Source organism: Pedobacter cryoconitis (assembly GCF_014200595.1).
GTDB classification, from domain to species: domain Bacteria; phylum Bacteroidota; class Bacteroidia; order Sphingobacteriales; family Sphingobacteriaceae; genus Pedobacter; species Pedobacter cryoconitis_C.
In genome coordinates, this window is sequence record NZ_JACHCG010000001.1 from 996,270 (window position 1) to 1,021,088 (window position 24,819).

1 protein-coding gene (cut by a window edge) is annotated in these 24,819 nt (G+C 42.1%); it reads left to right on the forward strand.

Features of this window, described 5'->3' with window-relative positions:
* Positions 1–24,819 carry the 5' portion of a non-ribosomal peptide synthase/polyketide synthase gene (locus tag HDE70_RS04450; RefSeq protein ID WP_183888247.1) on the forward strand. Its footprint extends 8,790 nt past the window's final position, so only the first 24,819 of its 33,609 coding nucleotides appear in the window; the start codon lies at positions 1–3; its stop codon lies off the right edge, out of view.

A 24,819-nucleotide genomic window follows, 5' to 3' on the forward strand; every position in this document is an offset into this window, starting at 1 on the left:
ATGTCAATTAATAAATCTCCGCTTCACCCAGCACAAAAAGATGTTTATCTGGACCAATTGATAAACGTAAGTAATCCTTATTATAATATCGGAGGGTATACCAGGATTATAGGGCCATTGATCAAAGCCACATTCATTGCCGCAGTCAACTCAGTACCTGAAGTATTTGATGCTTACCGGATGAGGTTTGATATTGATGAACATACACCTCAAATCTATTTTGACCATTCATACCAGCAGCTGGAAATCAAAGAACTTGATTACAGCATGTATAAAGATGGAGAAGAGCTATTGCAGGTTTGGATGAAAGAGCAGTTCAGCAAACCATTTGAAATTAAAAAAGATAATGTCCTTTTTGAACATTACCTGGTTAAATTAAAAGACGAAGAACATTTATATTTCTATAGATATCATCATTTGATATCTGATGGATTCGGTTTGTCCTCACAAAACCGTTATATAGCTAAAAAATATAGTGCATTAATCAATAATGAAGACGTAGATTTCACTTATCTCTCTTATCAGGACGAAGCTGTAAAAGCGGACAACTATTATCATTCTGATGAATATGCGGAAGAAGGAAAGTACTGGAAAGATAAGATTGAGAAAAAACCGCAGCAACTATTACAAAGAAGGTTTTTAGACAGCAGTCAGGAGCAAAGGAGAAGTGAAACTGTAGTAGTAAACCTGTCACCAGAAGATATTACGCTGCTTGAAGACTTGCAGAAAAAAACAAAATCGAGTATTCAACAGCTGACCATTGCTGCCCTGATGATCTATTTTGGCAAGACCTCTGATAAGCAGGACTTCATTTTTGGTACTCCCTTACATAAAAGAAAAAATAAAAAAGTTCGTGATATCGTCGGAATGTTTACTGGTATTCTTCCTTTTAAAGGAGTCTATCAGCCAGACCTTTCTGTCGATGAACTGATTAAACATATTACGACTTCTCAACGGGAAGATTACCGGTATAGTAATTATCAGATAGGGGATTTAAGTCGTTATTTCAAAATAAATGCAGCAGAAGAATACCTGCTGGAAGTAGTAATCAACTACGCGATTATTGATTTTGCACTCGATTTTGGAGAAGGCATGCAAGCCGGATTTTATGAACTTCCGAGTGGTTATGGCCGTTATCCGATTGAGATCTGGTGGAAAGATTACGGGAAGCAGCAGCCTTTACAGTTAAGTATTGATTATCAGCTCCAGTTTTTCTCCGCTGAGGAAATGGAGCTGGTTGCACATCGGCTTTTGTTTATTCTGAAACAATTTAGTACACAGCTGGATCATAAATCAAGTGCAATAGAAATCATCCCTCCATCGGAATTACAGTTAATGGAGCATTTCAATGACGTAAATGTTCCTTATCCGGATACAAAGAATCTGGTAGAGATCTTCACCGGGCACGTCTTCGCAACACCTGAGAAAATTGCGCTACAATTAGAAAATCAGCAATACAGCTATAAAGAACTCAATGAAAAGGCTAATCAGCTGGCACATGAGCTTCAGGCAAAGGGCGTAACTACCGACACCCTGGTTCCGGTATGTTTTGACCGCTCGCTGGATATGGTTGTTGCTATTTTGGGGATCATGAAGGCTGGTGCTGCTTATGTACCAATTGATCCGGGGTATCCTGAAGACAGGATCAGCTATATGCTGGAAGATACAGGGGCAAAAATAGTGGTCACAACCTCTGCATTGGCAGAAAAATTTAATACTGTTGAACTGATTCAGCTTGATGCTGACAAGGAAGCTATTGAAACACAATCGCTTCTTAATCCGGAAAATAAGATCCACGCAAGTGATATGTCTTATGTGATTTATACTTCAGGATCTACAGGTAAACCCAAAGGGGTAATGGTAGAGCATGGAGGAATGTTGAATCACCTGTATGCAAAAGTCAATGATCTGGAACTCAATAGTAGTTCTATTGTTGCTTTTACAGCTTCCTATACTTTTGATATCTCTGTATGGCAATTGTTTTCTGCCATGTTATGTGGTGGAACGACCATTATTTATACTTCCGCGCTTATTCTGCAACCCACTGAACTGATCCGTGCAATTGACAAAGATAAAGTTACGATCTGGGAAGTGGTGCCTTCTTATCTTGCTGCGGTATTGCAGGAACAGTTTGTTGCGTCATTAACTGCCCTAAAATATCTGCTGGTTACAGGTGAAGCGGTAAGCCAGCCGGTATTGGCGCAGTGGTTTGAACACGCTTTTTATGGCAGGATTCCGGTAGTTAATGCTTACGGGCCAACAGAAGCATCAGATGATATTTGTCATTACATGATGCACGATACCCCGGTAAGCACGAATGTGCCACTGGGATCGCCCATACAAAACACGCAATTATATATCGTTGACAATGACATGCAGTTATGCCCGATTGGAGTACCGGGTGAAATTGGTGTTTCTGGTATTTGTGTGTCAAGGGGTTATTTGAACCGTCCTGAGCTGACCGCAGAAAAATTTATTAAACACCCTTTTGATCCCAATTCAGAGTACCGCATGTACCGTACCGGTGATCTTGGCCGGTGGCTGCCTGATGGTAATATTGAATATCTTGGCCGTATTGATGACCAGGTTAAAATCAGGGGTTTCCGTATTGAACTGGGTGAAATCGAAGCTGCATTACAACAATGCGATGAAGTTATCCAGGCAGTGGTTTTGGTGAAAACAGACGATAATGGTCATAAGCGTTTAGTTGGTTATGTGGTCGTAAACAGTGATTTCGATAAAGAACGTGTGGTATTACGTCTGAAAGAAAAACTGCCTGAATACATGATCCCAACTTTCTTTATAGAGATGGACAGTTTGCCATTGACAGCTAATGGTAAAGTAGACAAAAAAGCATTACCAGATCCTGACGCAGCAGCTTTGCTAACTACAGCTTATGTAGCACCAAGAAATGAAACAGAGCAGGAACTGGCGAATATCTGGCAGGATTTGCTGGGTGTACAGCGTGTAGGTATCTATGATAATTTCTTTGAACTGGGGGGGGATTCAATTACAACAATACAGGTGTCAAGCCGTGCAAGAAGAGCTGGAATCAGCCTGCAACCACGGGACTTGTTTATGAATTACACCATTTCCTCCCTTTCTACTTTATTAGCTTTACAAGTCGTTTCAACTGCACAGGCTGCACAGGAATTTTTGACTGTCAGCAGTGGTTTACTACCGGTACAACAGCATTTCTTTGAAGCGCAGACTGAAGATTTTTCGCATTACAATCAACATCTGCTATTAAAGGTAGCTAAACAAATCAGTCAGGAAAAATTAGCGGCAGCTATCAACGAACTGGTAAAATATCATGATGCGCTGCGTTTCTATTATCACAGGAAACAGGAGCAGACTGCACAGGTTTATGGTAATTATGAAGTATTGCTTGAAACAGCGGACTTTTCAGGATCGGCCGGAGATTTAGCGTTGATTACTGCTGATTACCAGCAGGGCTTAAATCTGGAAAAAGGTATTCTAATGCGTGCTGTGTTTTTGCAGACGCCTGCAAATGAATCACATCACCGCTTATTGTTAGTGGTTCATCACCTTGCCATTGATGGGGTGTCATGGCGTATTTTGCTTGATGACCTTACCCTGCTTTTAGAACAGCAGGAAACCAGATCTCTTCAGGAAATTGCAGGTGATAAAACGAGTGCATATTATCAGTGGTATAATGCATTAAAAGCATATGGTCAGGAACAACGGTTGTTAAATCAGTTGCCTTATTGGGAAAATTCAGTACAGCAGTATATACCGCTGCGTACCAATAAAGATACCCAACTAATAGCAAGCACAGTTGATACTGGTACTTTTAAAGTAAGCCTGAATAAAAAACATACGAAACAATTACTGCAAGAAGTTTCCCAGGCTTATTATACGGAGATCAACGATATATTACTCACTGCGCTTGCCATTACGCTTTCGGACTGGAACGATAACCAGAAAGTTTCCATCGGTTTAGAAGGTCATGGACGTGAAGATATTTCAGAACAAATAGACACCAGTCATACTACAGGCTGGTTTACCAGTTTATACCCGGTTTTACTGGACGTCAAAAAAGGTACAAATACAGGTTTTATCCTGAAAAATATAAAAGAACAATTAAGACAGGTTCCGGAAAAAGGAATTGGTTTTGGGGTATTGAAATATCTCAATAAAGCTGATTCTTTGCAAACCCGTGATCCATGGGATATTGTATTTAACTATTTGGGTAAACTGGATAATAGTGTGAACGATGATGCGGTAATTAGTCCGTTATGGGAAACATTTGCGCTTTCGGCTTCCGCTGATTATCCTTTAAGAGAGAAAATAGCTGTAAATGCGATTATCAGACAAGGTGTATTGGAAATTCAATGGGATTATAGTACGCTTCATTTTAATAAAAAGAGTGTAAAAGAGCTTGCAACGGCTTTTGTTGCTGCGCTGGAAGAAATTATTATTCACTGTGTGGCTCAGAAAGCACCATCGCATACCCCGGCAGATTATGAAATGGGAGAGGTGATCAGTGTGGCCGAACTGGATGAATTCCTGGCAGAAACTATAAATGGTTCACCAAGAAAAGACCAGATTGAAGGTTTGGCCAGGTTAAGCGGGTTACAAGAAGGGATGTTGTTTCATGGTCTTTATGATGGTGAGGCGGGAACTTATATCCAGCAGTTTTATTGTACACTGGAGAATCTTGAGGTGAACAAATTCGTAAAGAGCTGGCAGAATCTGATCAGTCAGCATAGTATTTTGCGCAGCGGGTTTTACCATGATGTGTTCAGTGTGCCTGTTCAGTGTATTTACAAAGCAGCAGAAATCCCGGTTACCTTATTAGATTACCGTCATTTAAGCAGTACTGAACAAGAAAATGCGATCCGTGAATTTGAGGCATCAGATCGTTTACAGGGTTTTGATTTTACGGTTTTACCATTGATGCGTCTGTGTTTGATCCAGCTGGGTGATCACAACTATCATATGATCTGGAGTTATCATCATATTCTTTTGGATGGCTGGTCTCTTCCTATCATTCTGGAAGAATTATTACGCGCTTATGAATCAGAGGTAACAGCAACAGCTCTAACAGTTTTACCTAATGCGCGTTACGACGATTATATCAGATACATTTACCGCAAGGATAAAGATAAAGCCAGTAATTACTGGCGTAAATATATGGAAGGCGTAAGTGAGGGCACCTTACTGAATTTCATCAGCGCTACAGCAGACCGCAATAAAGGAAAAGGTGTTTATGAAAAGGTAAAACTACACATTGATAGTACGTTTACGGCTTCCCTGATGCAATTTACCCATCGCAATCATATTACCCTGAATACTTTAATGCAGGGGGTGTGGGCATATTTGCTGCATCGCTATACTGGCAAAACTGAGGTTACTTACGGGGTTATCGTATCTGGCAGACCAGAAGATTTGCCGGGTGTAGAAAGAGGGGTAGGGATGTATATCAATACGCTTCCATTACACATTGCAGTTGATGAAGACCAGTCTTTAACCGGTTGGTTACACGCATTACAGATCAATCAGCTGGAAAGCAGAGAACACCAGTATACAACCCTCAATGAAATACAGCGTTTATCAGCTATTTCAGGTGATATCTTTGATAGTTTACTGGTTTTTGAAAATTATCCGGTTAGTAAAGTACTGAACGAAAAGCCATGGCAATTGAGTTTGGAAAACATTGGATTGCATGAACATACCAATTATCCTTTCAATATAGTCATATTGGCCACAGATACGATTCAGATTGATTTTGGCTATAATTCAAGCTTATTATCTCCTGAATATGCTGCTTCTATTTCTGCACACTTTGAGCAGGTGTTACAGCAGTTCGTTACAATTGGACAAGGCTTGTTATCGTCGGTAGAAATACTATCAAATCAAGAGCGTAGCCTGTTGCTGGATGTATTTAATGATAGTTCAAGCCAATATCTGCAACCAGCATTGACTATTATAGATGCTTTTAACGAGCAGGTAGTCCTGACACCAGAAAATACAGCGATTGTTTATGGATCAGCTTCATTGACTTACCGTGAATTGGATAAACGTTCTGAAGCGCTTGCACATACTTTGATCAGTAAAGGTTTACAACCTGGGGCATTGGTTCCGGTAGCGACGAAACGGAGTCTGGATATGATGGTCGGTATCCTGGCTATTTTGAAAGCAGGAGCAGCCTACGTACCTATAGACCCGGATTATCCACAAGAAAGGATTTCATTTATGCTGGAAGATACAGCAGGCAAAATAGCCATCACTACTAGTGAATGGCTTCCGCTGTTGACCAGTTTAGCTCCTGATCTTGAATTTATTTGTCTGGATAAAATAGAATTAACCGCTGTAGAAACCACTGTTCAGGTGAATACAACTGTCCCTGATAGTCCTGCTTACGTGATTTATACCTCAGGTTCAACAGGTCAGCCAAAAGGGGTAGTGGTGACGCAGCATAATGTAGTAAGTTTGGTAAAAGATATCAGTTATGTTGAATTAAACGAACATGATGTCTTGCTGTCAACCGGCTCACCTTCCTTTGATGCGACTACTTTTGAATACTGGGGTATGCTGCTGAATGGCGGAAAACTGATTCTTTGTCCTGATGACAGCTTGCTCGACAGCAGCTTGTTAAAAGAACAGATACGTTTACACCAGGTGACAAAAATGTGGTTCACTTCGAGCTGGTTTAATCAATTGATCGATACCGATATCAGTGTCTTTGAGGGGCTTTCAACTGTATTGGCTGGTGGAGAGAAATTATCAGATGAACACGTATTTAAAATCAGGAAAACCTATCCTGAGCTCATCGTGATCAATGGTTATGGCCCTACAGAAAATACGACTTTCTCGCTTACATTTACGATTGATGACAGGGGCAGTATTCCGATTGGAAAACCATTGGATAGCCGTTCTGCCTATATATTAGATGCACAATTGAGATTATTGCCAGCAGGCGTACCCGGTGAAATATACCTGGGAGGTGCTGGTTTATCTCTTGGGTATCTGAACCGTCCTGAGCTGACGGCAGAAAGATTTATTGATCATCCTTTTAATAAAGGGGAGAAAATATATAAAACCGGAGATGTTGGCCGCTGGCTTCCGGATGGCAATATTGAATACCAGGGGCGTATAGATGATCAGGTGAAAATCCGTGGTTATCGTATCGAGCTTGGGGAGATAGAAAATGTCTTACAACAAAGTGAGCTGGTGAATCAGGCCGTAGTGCTGGTCAAAGAAGAAAATGGGACTAAACGTCTGGTTGGTTATGTTGTGCCAGAAGGTGAATTTGACAGAGATAACATTGTTGATTTTCTGAAAAGCCGTTTACCAGAATATATGATCCCTGCGCTATGGGTAGCGCTGGATAAATTACCGCTGACCAATAATGGTAAAGTCGATAAAAAAGCCTTGCCAGATGCAGATACGGGTTCGCTGTTTACAGGAAACTATGAAGCTCCGCGTAATGCGATGGAGCAGGATCTGGTTACGATCTGGCAGGATTTACTGCGTATTCCAAGCGTAGGTATTCATGATAATTTCTTTGAACTTGGAGGTGATTCTATTATTACAATACAGGTTGTCAGCCGTGCTAAACGAATGGGCTATAACCTGCACCCGAGGGATCTGTTTATCTGTCAGACGATTGCAGTACTAGCTGCTGTTCTTGTGAAAAGTGAAGCTGAGGCTGGCTCTTTAGCAGAACAGGGGATTTTAAATGGTCACAGTGGTTTACTTCCCGTTCAGCAATGGTTTTTTGAAATTGCTGATCAGACAGAATCTCATTTCAATCAGCATGTTTTACTGACTATTGCAAAAAATATTGCTCAGGATACAATAGAGGGGGCTATCCGTACATTGGTTCAATACCATGATGCCCTTCGTTTTACCTACCATTCCAATGAAACCGGACTGGTACAAGAATATGGTACCTATAAAGGTCAGCTTGATATAGCAGATTTAAAATCGGTTAAACCTGAGCGATTACAGGCAGCCATTTTGCAAACTGCCGAAGAATACCAGCGCAGTCTGGATATTGAAAAAGGAATATTATTCCGTGCAGTACTGATTCTGACAGCAGAAGAAGTACAACAACACCGTTTGCTGATTATCGTGCATCACCTTGCAGTAGATGGCGTTTCATGGCGCATATTGGTTGAAGATTTACAATTACTGCTCGAAAATGGTGCTGATCAATCCGTAGAAGAAGTATTAGGCCAGAAGACCAGCTCTGTTCGTCAATGGTATGATGCATTGACAACTTATGCTGAAAACAATGATTTAAACACACAATTAAGCTATTGGGAAAAAACAGTACAGCAGGCAGGTCAGTTAAAAACAGATTTTGATTACCCGGGTATAGTTACTTACGGTGATACCACCAGCCAGGTATTGAAATTAAACAGCAAACAAACACGTCGTCTTTTACAAGAAGTACCTAAAGCTTACCATACAGAAATTAACGATATTTTACTGTCTGCATTAGCCATGACTTTGACTGAATGGAACGGGAATGAAACCGTTACAATCAAAATGGAAGGTCATGGACGTGAAGACATCGCAACAAACATTGACACCAGTCGTACCATAGGCTGGTTCACAAGTTTATATCCGGTATCTTTTGAAATAGCACCAGACCTGCTTGCGGATGGTGTAGTGAAAAGTGTGAAAGAACAATTACGCCAGGTTCCAGGAAAAGGCCTCGGTTATGGTATTCTTAAATATATCAGCAAAGAACCATCGTTACAGCATTTTAATGGCGATATCGTATTCAACTACTTAGGTCAGATGAATAATATGCTGGACAGTCATGGAATTCTGGGTACAGCAGAAGAGGAGGCGGGAACACCAGTTGGTCTTGCTTTCAGGATGCCTGATAAACTTTATATCAATAGTATCATTAAAAACGAGGAACTGGAAATAGACTGGAGATACAGTCATTATCATTTCTCCTCAGCAAGTATTCAGCATTTATCGGCGGCTTTTATTGCTAACCTGGAAACACTGATTGACCATTGCGTTTCTTGTACAGAAACTACTTTCACGCCTTCAGATTATGGCCTTGGCCATGTAATCAGCTTCCGTGAACTGGATGCATTTTTAGCTGATGGAAATCGTAAGAAACAAATAGAAAGTATTTATCCGCTGAGTGGATTGCAGGCAGGTATGCTTTTCCACGGACTGGCAGATACTCAGACTGGTTCTTATGTAGAACAGCTTACGGCCGATATTACTGCCCTGAACGAACAATTGTTTGCACAGAGCTGGGAATATCTGCTAAAACAGCATACGATATTAAGAAGTGCTTTTTATTACGATGTTTTCAATATCCCGGTACAATGTGTATTGAAGGAGGTTAAATTGCCAATTGAGGTGCAGGATTACCGTGGACTCAGCAAAAAGGCACAGCAGAAAGCCATTCAGAAATACACAGCTAATGATCGTGTCCGTGGTTTTGATTTTGCAGAAGTGCCGTTAATGCGGATCTGCCTGTTCCGTTTGGCAGACAATGCGTACAGGTTATTGTGGAGTTTTCATCACATCCTGTTGGATGGCTGGTCATTACCAGTATTGATAGAAGAGCTTTTACAAACTTATGAGTCGTTAAGCAATGCTCAGCCAGTTTTAAGCGCAGCAGAAGATCGTTATGAAAACTATATCCGTTATATTAACCGCCGTCATCAACAGGAAGAAAAAGAATACTGGTTTAACTACCTGAAACCGCTTACCGAAAGCAGTAAACTACCATTTATCAGGACAGCTGCGGAACAAACTAAAGGTGACGGACAATTTAAAATAGAGACTATACAACTGGATAAAGCAGTTACGGCAAGTCTTACTGCTTATACACAACGTAACAGGATTACCCTGAATACGCTGGTACAAGGTGTTTGGGCCTATTTATTACATCAGTATACCGGTCGTGCCGATGTAGTTTATGGAGTTACTGTATCTGGCCGTCCCGAAGATCTGGCAGGGGTTGAACGTGCAGTAGGGATGTATATTAATACACTTCCGCTATTTACGCAGATCGAACCTGCTCAGGAAGTCTCCGTATGGTTGCAGCAATTGCAGGCCGGTCAATTACGCAGCCGTGAATTCCAATACTCCGCTTTGAATGAAATTCAGCGTCAGAGTTCAGTTTCAGGCGAATTATTTGATAGTATCCTTGTGTTTGAAAATTATCCGGTAGATGAGGTTTTATTAGCTCAATCCTGGAAATTACAATTAACCGGAGCAGATGTAAAAGAGCAGACCAACTATCCGCTCAGCATTACGGTGATGGCAGCAGAGGAGATCAATATCCGTTTTGAATATAATACAGCATTATTGAGCGGTGCTGATGTAAAAAGAATGACCGGGCATTTTGAAACTGCACTGTTCCATATCATTACACAGAAAGCACCAAAACTTGAAAATATAGGTATACTGACCGCCGAAGAAAAACGAGGGTTAATAGAAGACGTGAATTCTAATAAATTCAGTTATGATGCAGAGCAGACTATCGTTAGTCTTTTTGCAGAACAGGTGTTACAATCTCCGTCAGCAACTGCGGTAATCTTTGAAGGGGAGCAGCTGACTTATGCTGAGCTGGATGAGCTTTCCAATAAACTGGCTCATAAACTAATTGATTTCGGCATTAAAAGAGGTACACTCCTCCCATTATTTATAGAACGTTCCCCTGAAATGATTGTGGGTATTCTTGGAGTACTGAAAGCTGGAGCTGCTTATGTACCTATTCATCCGGATTACCCGGCTGAAAGGATTGCTTTTGTTCTTTCGGATATTGCGGCACCATTAATTTTGAGCAGTCGCGTGAGTTCTGGGTTTTTGCCTGAAAGTGAATTACCAGTTATATTACTGGATAACAAATTATTGTCAGAAGGTACTTCAACAGCACCTATTCAGGAATACTATCCGTCAGATCTGGCCTATGTAATCTATACTTCGGGCTCCACCGGGCAACCTAAAGGTGTACTGATCGAACATCGCGGTGTGGTTAACCTGATCAGTTACCAGGGATCTAAATTTGGTATTGATCAGACAGACCGGATTCTTCAGTTCTCTAACTATAATTTTGATGCTGCTGTAGAACAGATTTTCCTTGCGCTATTTAATGGTGCAACACTGGTCGTGCTGGACGAAACTACCCGTTTAGACCCGTCTGCATTGGAAAACCTGTTGCTGAATGAGCAAATTACACACCTTCATGCTACGCCAGGTTTCCTGGAAACTATTAATGCAGGCAATTACGGAGGATTAAGACGTGTAATCTCAGGTGGTGAATACTGCCGCGTTTCACTCGCTGAAAAATGGAAACCGTTCGCCACATTTTATAACGAATACGGGCCTACTGAAACTACAGTAACGGCGCTTGAATATCAATATCCATCATCTTCAGCAGCAACCGGACAAGATAGTGTACCAATTGGCCGCGGTTTAGGGAATATCCGCACTTACCTGCTGGATGCACAATTGCGTCCGGTTGCAGCCGGAGTTGCCGGAGAGCTATATATCGCAGGTGTACAGGTGGCAAGAGGTTACTTAAACCGTCCTGAACAAACTGCTCAGAGTTTCCTTGCAGATCCGTTTGTAAGCGGAGAGCGCATGTATAAAACAGGTGATATCTGTAAGTTACTGCCAGATGGAAATATAACTTTTGTGGGCCGTAATGACGAGCAGGTCAAAGTCCGTGGTTACCGTATCGAACTTGGTGAAATAGAAAATATTTTAGAACAAAATAGCCAGGTTTCACAAGGGGTGGTATTGGCCAAAGCAGACGATCAGGGCAATAAACGCCTGGTAGGTTATGTTGTTCCGGCTGATGGTGACCTGTTTGATAAAGAAGAGCTGGTTGCCTTCCTGAAAACCCGTTTACCAGAATATATGGTTCCGGGCTGGTGGGTAGTTTTAGCTCAGCTACCACTTACAGGCAATGGTAAAATTGATAAAAAGGCTTTGCCTGATCCAGATGCAAATGATCTGGTGGCACAAGAATATGTTGCTCCTGCAAATCAACTGGAACAAACGCTGGCTGTAATCTGGCAGGAGTTATTGGGATTAACGCAAGTAGGTGTTCATGATAATTTCTTTGAACTGGGAGGTGATTCTATTATTACCATCCAGGTAGTGAGCCGTGCCAGACGCGCGGGTTACGGATTAAATCCCCGTGACTTATTTACCTGTCAGACCATTTCGCGTCTTGCCGCATTCATGGATTTAGCACAGGAAGTCAAAGTTGTTGCTGAGCAAGGCACTTTAAAAGGAAACAGTGGACTATTGCCTATACAGCAATGGTTCCTGGAAACAGAAACTGATTTGCTTTCCCATTATAACCAGCATATAGTTTTAACAGTTGCTAAAAATATCACTGCTGAACAATTACAGAGCGCACTTGATAAACTGGTGAATCATCATGATGCGCTTCGTTTTGCTTATCATTTATCAGCAGGGGGCTGGGAACAAACTTATAGTGATCAGCAGTCAGAAATCAAAATCTTTGACTATACACAAAATGAAAAAGAATGGTCAGAAGCGATTCAAACCAATCTGGATCTTTTGCAGGTTCAGGTCGCTATAACAAAAGGTAACTTGTTACAGGCAGCCTTATTAATTGCTCCTGCTCATGCGCCAGCTAATCAATTACTGCTGGTTGTGCATCACTTAGCCGTAGATGGTGTATCATGGCGTATCCTCACAGATGATCTTGAATTGTTGCTGCAACAGGAAGATCAGCCTGTTTTAACTGTATTAGGCAATAAAACAAGTTCTGTCCGTCAATGGTACCATACGATGGCAGCCTATGGCAAACGTACAAATCTGCTGAACCAGGAAGCATATTGGAAAAAAACTAAGCAGGAATTAGTTCCGCTGCTTACTGATTACACCTTTAATGAGGCTATAACTATAGCTGATATACAGAGTTATACAGTAAAATTAGGCAGTAGCGCAACTTCAAATCTATTGAAGGAAGTACCTAAAGCCTACCACACCGAAATTAATGATATTCTGTTAAATGCACTGGCACTTACAATTGCATCACACAATAATAATAACAAGGTATTGGTGGGAATGGAAGGTCACGGCCGTGAAGATTTAGCAGCAGATGCCGATACCAGCCGTACCGTTGGCTGGCTGACCAGTATGTTCCCTGTTTTACTTGAAATAGAAACCGGAGCAGGTAAAGGACAGCAGCTTAAAAATATCAAAGAACAATTAAGACAGATACCGGGCAAAGGAATTGGTTACGGTTTACTTAAATACATCAATAAAACTGAATCCTTGCAGGGAAAAGATTCGTGGGAAGTGTTATTTAACTACCTCGGACAATCAGGTCAAACCGCAGCTGAAGGTTTATATACAGTGCCGCGATGGGAATTATTTGGTTCATCAGCAGGCAGTGATTTCCCGGTTGAAGGAAAGCTGGCTGTCAATAGTATGATTATTGAGGATGAACTGGTCTTATACTGGAGTTACAGCAGCCGTCATTTCAATGCAAAAACTATCCATCGGCTGGCGGCAGATTACCTGTCCCACCTCGAAGATATTATCAAACATTGCACTGCAAAAGGTACAGCTTCATTTACGCCCTCTGATTATGGATTGGGTGAGGTGATCAGTTATAATGAACTGGATCAATTTCTGGATGATGATTATAATGGTAAACAAAGGAAATTGCAACTGGAAAGTATTTCCCGTTTGAGTGGATTACAAGAAGGTATGCTGTTCCATAGTCTTTATGATCAAAATGCAGGAGCATATATTCAGCAGTTTACCGGCGAACTGAAAGATGCAGACATACCTGCTTTCATACAGAGCTGGCAACACCTCTTAAAACAACATAGTATTTTAAGAAGTGCATTTTATTACGACGTATTCCAGGTACCGGTTCAATGTGTTTACAAAGAAGCACAGATCCCTGTGGATCAACTGGATCTGCGCGCTTTAAATGCTGAGCAGCAAGAGCTGGCTGTTCAGGAATATAAGAAGGAGGATCTTATAAAAGGCTTTGACTTTATCTCCGCTCCACTGATGCGTATTTGTCTGATTCAGCTGGAGGAGACCCGTTATCAATTCTGCTTAACTCATCATCATATTTTATTAGATGGCTGGTCAATGCCAGTATTGATGGAAGAACTGCTGACTAACTATGAATACCTGGTCCATAAAAAAGCTATACCAGTTGTCGCAGAAGACCGTTACGAAAATTATATCCGTTACATAGAGCGCCAGGATAAAGAGGACGCAATTGCTTACTGGCGTAATTATCTTGATGGCTTGGAAGAAGCAACCTTACTTCCTTTCATCAATAACTTATCAGATCGTACCAAAGGTAACCGCGGATACAGGGAAGAAATCTTCCAGCTTGATGCTGAATTTACAGCACGTTTAATACGTTATGCACAGCAAAACAGGGTGACAATTAATACCCTGATGCAGGGGGTCTGGTCTTACCTGCTTTACAATTATACAGGTAGAAAAGATGTTTCCTTTGGTATTGTGGTGTCTGGTCGTCCGGAAGATTTACCGGGAGTAGAAAGTGCAATCGGAATGTATATCAATACTTTACCGCTTCACGGTCAGATTGATTTATCACAGGATATTGCGGAAGGATTACAGAAAATACAAGAACAGCAACTGGAAAGCAGGGCTTACCAATATACCAGTCTGAGTGAAATTCAACGCCTGTCTGGTATGACCGGAAACCTGTTTGATACGCTGATGGTCTTTGAAAATTATCCGGTTAGCAAGGCTTTAGAGGCACAACCCTGGAGTTTACAGCTCAATAAGCTGGATGTTGGAGAACAGCATACCAATTATCCTTTAAGTATCATTGTGATGGCTGGCAAAGAAATAGCTATCCATTTCAGTTATAATGACCTGTTAGATGAAAATTATATCAAGTTAATAGCCGGTCACTTTAAGCAGGTACTCCATCAGGTAGTTTCTTCAGGAAAGCTGAATTTCGGCGATCTCAACCTGCTGACTAAGTGCGAACAAGAACAATTATTAAATGATTTCAATGCCACGGGCATTTCGCCACTACCAGTTCAGACTGTGGTTACCCGTTTTGCAGAACAGGCAGTGTTGCAGGCTGACCGCCCGGCTATTATCGCTGGGGCAGTTTCGCTGAGTTATAGGGAACTGGATGAGCAATCTTCTCGTTTTGCGCATTATCTGGTTGAAAAAGGGGTGACCACAGGAACTCTGGTGCCGGTTTGCGAGGAAAGATCTGCTGGTATTATTATCTCTATCCTTGCGATTGCTAAAGCAGGTGGGGTTTATGTTCCCATTGATCCGGGTTATCCGGCAGAACGTATCCAGTATATGTTAGCAGATACCGGCGCAACTTTACTGATTGCCAATGAGAAAGTATCAGCTGGTTTGCCAGTGATCAAAAATCTGGAATTGATTAACCCTGAAAAGCTGAAGCTGGAAGATTATCCGGTTACAGCACCGGTTATCCCTGTTGATTTGGCAGATCTGGTTTATGTAATTTATACTTCAGGATCTACAGGTCAGCCAAAAGGTGTACAGATTACCCATGCCGGGCTTTCTAATTTAGTCAGCTGGCATCTGGAACGTTATGAATTAAACAGTGAAAGTAAAACTACCGCGGCAGCGGGGATCGGTTTCGATGCTTTCGGCTGGGAAATATGGCCTGCATTGAGTGCAGGTGCTGCATTATATATTATTGATGATGAACAAAGATTGTCGCCATCGGGTTTAGCAGCTTATTATCTTCAGGAAGGTATTACGCATAGCTTCCTGTCTACGATTTTAATCCCTGAATTTATAGCAGCAAGCAGGAACCGTTCATTAGCCTTAAAATACCTGCTTGCAGGTGGAGATAAATTAGCCGCCGTCAATCTTGATGGTCTGGGTTACCAGATAGTGAATAACTACGGACCAACAGAAAACAGTGTTGTGACTACCAGTTACGTGCTTTCAGCTGCGGATGGTGAAACTGCGCCTCCAATTGGTATCCCGGTGAGCAATACACAATTATATATTGTCAATGCAGAGAACAAACTAAGCCCGGTTGGTGTAGCCGGGGAATTGTGCATAAGCGGTGCCGGTTTAGCTAAAGGCTATCTGAACCGTGAAGAACTGACCAGAGAGAAATTTACAGTTAACCCATTCGACCAGAACCAGGAGGTGAAAATGTACCGCAGTGGTGATTTGGCACGCTGGTTACCAGATGGAAATATCGAATATCTGGGGCGTATAGATGATCAGGTTAAAATCCGTGGTTACCGTATAGAATTAGGGGAGATCGAAAATGTACTTCAGCAAAATCCAGCAGTCAAACAGGCTGTAGTATTGGCTAAAGCAGACGGCAGAGGTAATAAGCAATTGGTAGGTTATATTGTGCCAGCACACGTTTTTGATAAAGAAAGCCTGATCAGTTATCTGAAAGACAGGTTACCAGATTATATGGTCCCTGCATTATGGGTTTCCTTAGAAAAACTGCCAATGACCAGTAATGGTAAGGTAGACAAGAAAATGCTGCCTGAAGCAGATGTAAACAGTTTGCTTAGTTTGAACTACGTTGCACCACGAAATACAGCAGAACAAACACTGGCAGAAATCTGGCAGGAGTTGTTGCGCGTAGAACAGGTGGGTATCCATGATAACTTCTTTGAATTAGGTGGGGATTCCATTATTACCATACAAGCCGTTAGCCGTGCAAAAAGAGCTGGTTTAGAATTCCAGCCAAAAGATTTATTCGTTCACCAGACTATTGCCCGTTTAGCGGCGCTTTTACAAGTCGCTAAAGCGCAGCTGGTTAAAGGAGAGGAAGGCACCCTATGCGGAAACAGCGGATTGCTGCCTATACAGGCATGGTTCTTTGAGGATGGCGGTACCGTAACGTCTCATTTCAATCAGCAGATTCTATTAAACCTGGATAAGCAGACCGATACTTCAGTACTTGAAGTGGCGGTCAAACAATTGATAGCTTACCATGATGCCCTGCGTTTTGTTTATGAGCGAACAGCAAATGGCTGGGAACAGCGTTATGGAGATTATAGAGGTAAACTGAAGATTACAGATCTGACACAGACATCTGCTCATCTGGTGGCTGATGCGATTACGGCTGAATGTAATCTTGCACAAAGAAGTCTGGATATTGAGCAGGGGATCTTGATCCATACTGTTTTGATGCAGACACCAGAAAGCGAAACTTATAACCGTTTGCTGGTTGTGGTACACCACCTTGCAGTAGATGGCGTTTCATGGCGGATCTTTTTAGAAGATCTGACTTCATTACTGCAAACACCACAACAAGGATTAACTGCTGCTAAAAGCCATTCTTACAGACAGTGGCAGGAATCGCTCATGGCTTACAGCAATAGCCGCAGCTTGTTGGCTCAGGAACCTTACTGGAAAACAGCCGTAGAACAATACATCCCTTTAAAAACAGAAAAAGAAGATGGAGGTGAAATCAGCGCTGCGGACACTGCAAATTATGTAGTTACTTTAGACACTAAACAAACACAGCGTTTGTTGCAGGAAGTTCCAAAAGCATACCATACTGAAATCAATGATATCCTGCTGAGTGCACTGGCGCTTACTTTGTCGGAATGGAATCAGGAAAGTAAAGTATCTATTGGTTTAGAAGGTCACGGACGTGAAGACATTGATGCGGAAAGTGATATCAGTCATACGATTGGCTGGTTTACTACGCTTTATCCAGTATTACTGGAAGTTGGAACAGCAAGAGGACCAGCTAATGTCATTAAAAATATTAAAGAGCAATTACGCCGGATCCCGGTCAAAGGGATCGGTTATGGCGTATTGAAATATATCAACAAGACTGCATCCCTGCAAAGCAAAGATCCATGGGATGTGGTCTTCAATTACCTTGGACAATGGGACAATGCCGCGGGTGGAAACGGGCATTTATCAGCTGCTAAAGAAGACACTGGGGCTACAGTAGGCAACGATTTCATTTTCCGTGATAAACTGGCCATCAACAGTTCAGTTCGCAATGGCGAATTGGTTATTGACCTGGGTTACAGTACCAAACATTTTACTACAGCAGGAATTCAGCAAATAGGGGAGTCTTATCTTTCTTATTTACAAACCCTGATTGATCATTGTGCAGCGCAAACTACCACTATTTTTACCCCTTCAGATTATGGATTGGGTGAGGCAGTGACTTATCAGGAACTGGATAACTTCCTGGATGGAACTTATCTTCAACAAACACGCAGAAACCAGGTAGAACGGATTTATCCATTGAGTGGTTTGCAGTCTGGTATGTTATTCCACGGTCTTTATGATGGTGAAGCGGGTAATTATGTAGAACAATTTACCTCAGTTCTTCATCATGTTGATGAAGCAATTTTCATGAAGAGCTGGGATTGGGTGATGCAAAGACATACAATTTTGCGCAGTGCATTCTATGCTGATGCGTTTAATATCCCTGTGCAATGTGTTTATAAAGAGGTAGCCATGCCGTTAACGGTTTTTGATTATCGCGCTATGGATGCGTTGACACAAGAAACGACGATTCAGCAATATGCTGCTGCCGATCGTTTAGGAGGTTTTGATTTTACAACGGCTCCGCTGATGCGTGTTTGTCTGTCAAAACTGGACAATAACCGTACACATTTGCTTTGGACGTTCCACCACATTTTACTGGATGGATGGTCTGTGCCGATTTTATTACAGGAATTACTGGAAGTTTATGAAGCGCTGGCAACAGGTAAGGTGGCACCTGTCTTCACCGAAGATCGTTATGAAGACTATATCCAATATATTCAGCAGGATGATAACGGAAAAGCAGCAGCACACTGGAAAAATTATTTACAGCATATCACAGAAGGCAGTTTACTTCCTTTTGTAAATACCACAGCAGACCGTACCAAAGGGATCGGAGTTTACAGTCTGGAAAAATTAGTTGTTAATGCGGAAAAAACGGCGCTTTTAGCTGCTTATGCACAACGAAATCACATTACCCTGAATACCTTAATGCAAGGTGTATGGGCTTATTTATTAGCACAATATACGGGTCGGAATGAAGTTACTTATGGGGTAACCGTATCAGGGCGTCCGGAAGCATTACCGGGCATAGAAAATGCTGTAGGTATGTATATCAATACGTTGTTGTTGGCGGCCACAGTGAATGATTCTCCGCTATCAGATTGGCTGCAAGCTATACAGGCGGCTCAACTTGATAACCGTGAATACCAGTATACCCCATTAAATGAGGTGAAACGCTGGGCTACTATAGAGGGAGAATTGTTTGACACTTTGTTGGTCTTCGAAAATTATCCTGTCAGCGAAGTTTTGGCTGCACGTACCTGGAAACTGCAATTGGATGATGCTGAGATTACTTCGCAAACCAATTACCCTTTATGGCTGGTAATTATGGCCGGAGCGGAAATCAATATCCGTTTTGAATATAATACTGGTTTATTGGATGAAAAACAGGTGAACAGGATTGCTGGTCATTTCGATCAGGTCTTATTGCAACTCGCAAATGCTGATGTGGTTACAGCTGATGATCTTGTTTTATTAACGGAGAAGGAACTCGATGAACTTGTTTTATTTAACAGTAAAGCCGTTCCTTATGCTGAAGAAGAAACCTTTGTCAGCCTGTTTGCCGCACAAGTTGTCCGCACGCCTGGGGCAACTGCACTGGTTTATGAAAATGATGCGGTGACTTACCAGGAATTGGATGAACGCACTAATCAGCTTGCGCAAATGCTGCAAAGTAAGGGGATAGGAGCAGGATCATTTGTGCCATTATGCATCGAACGTTCACTGGATATGATTGTCGGGCTGATTGGTGTCTTAAAAGCAGGCGCCGCCTATGTGCCGGTTGATCCTGATTTCCCACAAGACAGAATTAACCATATGCTGGCTGACACTGCTGCAACGGTCATTGTGACCAGCAGTGCTTGTCTGAATTTATTAATCGAAAGCAATGCTGAGGCGATCATACTGGATACTGCTATATTAACAAATTATCCGGTTACTGCGGTAAACAAGCCTATTGATGCCTCCAGTCCGGTATATATAATTTATACTTCCGGAAGTACAGGTAAATCAAAAGGAGTAATCCTGACGCACCGTAATCTCACAGATTATTTAGCAGGATTACAGGATGCGCTTCCGATAGCAACATGTCTTTCATTTGGTTTGATGTCCAGTATCGCAACCGATCTTGGAAATACAGTATTGTTTACCGCATTCCTGAATGGTGGGGCTTTACACGTCTTTTCTAAAGCTGCCATTACAGATCCATATCAGCTGAAAGCTTATCTGGCTGAGCATCCGATAGACTGTATCAAAATTGTTCCGTCACATTGGAAGGCGCTTTCGATGCCTGATTTCTTACTGTTGCCAGAAAAGCTGCTCATTTTTGGAGGAGAAGCACTTTCGGCAGAGTTGATCAATAAAATCAGGGCTTACGGCAGTAACTGTACGCTGGTTAATCATTACGGGCCTACAGAAACTACGATTGGTAAACTATTACATATCGTGAAAGATGGGTATGCTTACCAGGAAAACATTCCGGTTGGTAAACCATTTTCTAATACCAAAGTATATGTAGTGAATGCCAGCGGACAATTATGCCCTGTAGGCGTACCGGGTGAACTACTTATTGGAGGACATGGGGTTGCTTCAGGATACCTGAACAATGCAGCGTTATCCGCTGAGAAATTTATCAATGATCCATTCTCCGATACCAGCGGTATTCGTTTCTATCGTACAGGAGATACCGTTAAATATTTAGCTGATGGCAATATCCTGTTCATCGGACGTGGTGATGATCAGGTTAAAATCAGAGGTTACCGTATAGAACTTGGAGAAATAGAAAGTGCACTCGCCGGATGTACCCAATACGTTCATCAGGCGGTTGTACTGGCAAGACCTGACAATGCAGGTAATAAACGCCTGGTCGGTTATATTGTCCCTAAAGGTGATTATAACAAGGATGCGATTGTTGCCTATCTGAAAAACAGGCTGCCGGATTACATGATTCCGTTGCTTTTTGTGGAACTGGAAAAACTTCCGCTCACTGCTAACGGGAAGGTTGATAAACGTGCTTTACCAGAGCCTGATGTCAATAGCCTGTTAACGAATGCTTATGTAGCACCGCGTAACGAAACAGAAAATGTACTGATTGCCATTTGGCAGGAAGTTTTACGCCTGGATAAAATAGGGGTACACGATAACTTCTTTGAGCTGGGGGGAGATTCAATTATTACGATTCAGGTAGTGAGCAGAAGCAGAAGAAGCGGTTATGTATTGTCACCTAAAGATATATTTACCTGTCAGACTGTTGCCCGTTTATCGGCACAACTTGCTGTACAGGAAAACAATAAAGTAAATGCAGAACAGGGAACACTCTCAGGAAACAGTGGATTATTACCAATCCAGCAAAAATTCCTGAATAGCATTAATCCTGTTAAATCATTCTATAACCACCATATCACCTATGCAATAAATAAAGACGTTGCTATAGCAGACTTATCAGCAGCAATCTCTGAGCTTGCCGTTTACCATGATGCGGTTCGTTTTGCTTATCAGCAGACAGCAGCAGGGTGGGAGCAGACTTATACTGCTCAGCATGTGGTGCTTGAAGTTATTGATCTACAAAATAAAGAAGCAGGAGAATTCGATCTGGCATTGGCTAAGCATACTGCACATTACCAGGAAAGCCTTGACCTTGAAAAAGGTATTTTATTCCGTGCGGTGTTGTTTTTATCGCCATCAGCAGACCATCAGCTACTTTTTATTATCCATCACCTTGCAGTTGACGGGGTTTCATGGCGTATCCTTTCGGATGACCTTGAATTGCTGTTACAGCATCCAGGACAACCAGCTGCTGTGGTATTAGGCGCTAAAACAAGTTCTTACCGTCAATGGTATGCTGCTTTAGCAGCTTATGGCAATAGCCGTGGTTTACAAGGACAGCAGGGTTATTGGGAGCAGAATTCGCGCGGTTATGTGCCTTTACGGACTGATCATAAACCAGAAACAGCGATTACTATCTCGGATATGGATACGGTAATGGTTCAACTGGATAGTTCAGCAACCAGCAAACTGCTTCATGAAGTTTCATCAGTTTACCATACAGAAATCAATGATCTCTTGTTAAGTGCACTGGCGCTTACTTTAGCTGACTGGAACAAGACTTCAAAGGTTTCGATCGGACTGGAAGGTCATGGTCGAGAAGAAATTACCCGGGATATTGATACCAGTCGTACTGTGGGATGGTTTACTACTATTTACCCTGTGCTGCTGGAAACTGGAAATGATTATGGTCAGGTCATTAAACAGGTCAAAGAAACATTAAGACAAATACCTGATAAAGGATTGGGTTATGGCGTACTGAAATATATCAATCAGTCTTTACGGGCTGATGATCCATGGGATGTACAATTCAATTACCTGGGACAAGCTGGTGGAAAACAGGTTACCGGTAAAATGGCACATCCGGGATGGGAAACCTTTGGTTCGGCAATGGGCAATCAAACCCCTGTTTCTCAACCACTATCTGTCGCCGGGATTATTCAGGATGATCAACTCGTACTTTACTGGAGTTACAGCAACAAACATTTCCATAGCGAAAGCATAGCAGAAATGGCTGCGGCATATCTTGAAAACCTGGAATCGTTAATCAAACATTGTATTGAACAGCAGGAGGTAAATAACTATACGCCTGCCGATTTTGGATTAGCAGGTGAAGTAAGCATTGAGGAATTGGACCAGTTTCTGGACGAAAACTTTGAAGGCAAGCCGCGCAGAGCACAAATAGAAAGTGTTTACAGGTTGAGTGGTTTACAAGAAGGAATGCTGTTCCATGGAATATTTGATGCACAGACCAGCTCTTCTTATGTAGAACAGTTTTCAGGAGAGTTAACCGATCTGGATACGGATGCTTTCATCCAAAGCTGGAACTACTTGCTGAAACAACACAGTGTGCTTAGAAGCGGGTTTTATGCCAATGCTTTTGCTATCCCGGTTCAGTGTGTTTACAAGGAAATTGAAATGCCGGTTACACTGGTTGATTATAGTGACAAAACTGCTAAACAACAACAGAAGGCTATCCGTGATTATGAAAAAGCAGACCTGAAAAAAGGGTTTGACTTTACCACGGCCCCGCTGATGCGGATCTTCCTGATGAAGCTGAGTGCGACTAAATACCAGCTTTGCTGGACGTATCACCACATTTTAGTGGATGGATGGTCTATGCCGGTATTGATGGGAGAATTGCTGAAAGCCTATGAATTATTATCGGCGGGTAAACAATTACCTGTACCAGCAGCAGACCGTTATGAAGATTATATCCGTTACATCGAAAACCGCGATGCGGCCAAAGGAGAAGATTACTGGCGCAATTATTTAGCAAATGTGAGTGAAGGTACCTTGTTGCCGTTTATTAGTGCAACAACAGACCGGAATAAAGGAATAGGCGTATACAGTACCCATCATCTGGTGCTGGATACGGAAACGACTTCCCGTTTGTCAAAATATGCACAGCGTCACCGTATTACGATGAATACGCTGGTACAAGGTGTCTGGGCTTATCTTTTATATCGTTATACCGGTCGTACTGAAGTAACCTATGGGGTTACCGTATCGGGAAGACCTGATAATTTACCTGGTGTAGAACGTGCAGTAGGGATGTATATCAATACATTACCGTTCCGTGCACAGCTGGATGAATTACAAACTGTAACCGCATGGTTGCAAAATATCCAGGGAGAACAGCTGGAAAGCCGTGAATATCAGCATATCGCATTGAACGAGATTCAGCGCTGGGCGGGTATTCCGGGAGATCTTTTTGACAGTTTACTGGTCTATGAAAATTATCCAGGTAACCCGATTACTACGCCGTCGCTTAGTTTACAGGTTGATCAGGTAAGAAAAGAAGAACATACCAATTACCCTCTTGGTGTAGCCGTAATGGTTGCACAAGAAATCACTGTATATTTCAGTTATAATACTTCATTACTCACTAAAGGGTATATGGAGGCTATTTCAGGACATTTTGAACAGGCCATTACGGGCATGACCAGTGCAGATAACCTTTTGTTGAAAGACATTGAAATACTTTCTGCCCCTGAAAAACAGCAATTGATTCATACTTTTAATGCGACTGCTTCAGCTTTCCCTGGATCCTGTACAATTATCGATCAGTTCAATGCACAGGTGGCGCGTACACCAGATGCTCCTGCATTTATTACAGATCAGGTGACCATGACTTATCAGGAGCTGGATCAGCAGGCAGGCCGCCTGGCAAATTACCTGCGTGATCAGGGAGTCGGTGCAGAAACACTCGTCCCATTATGTCTGGAAAGATCTCCTGAAATGGTGATCAGTATTATGGCAATCCTGAAAGCAGGGGCAGCCTATATACCGATAGATCCTGATTATCCGCAAGATAGAATCCGTTTCATGCTCGAAGATACTGCTGCTACCATAATGATCAGCAGTAGTCAATGTGCCGCTTCATTACCCGCCGATGGTCTTAAAGTTATTCAGCCGGATATTGAATGGGAGCAGATTAACAAATATGACTCCGTTACTGAAGTTACGCTAAGTCCGGATAACCTGGCTTATGTGATTTATACTTCTGGTTCTACAGGTAAACCAAAAGGTGTACTGATAGAACACAGAGGCGTAGTGAGCCTGGCTTTAAGTCAGCAGCACGCACTGTATCTGACCGAAGGAACCAGATGTTTGCAGTTCGCTTCTTTTGGTTTTGATGCATCCTGCTACGAAGTATTTAATACCCTGCTAAGCGGGGGGATCCTGATCCTGCCACAAAAAGAAGACTTACTTTCTGAGGAAAGTTTTGGGGCTTTT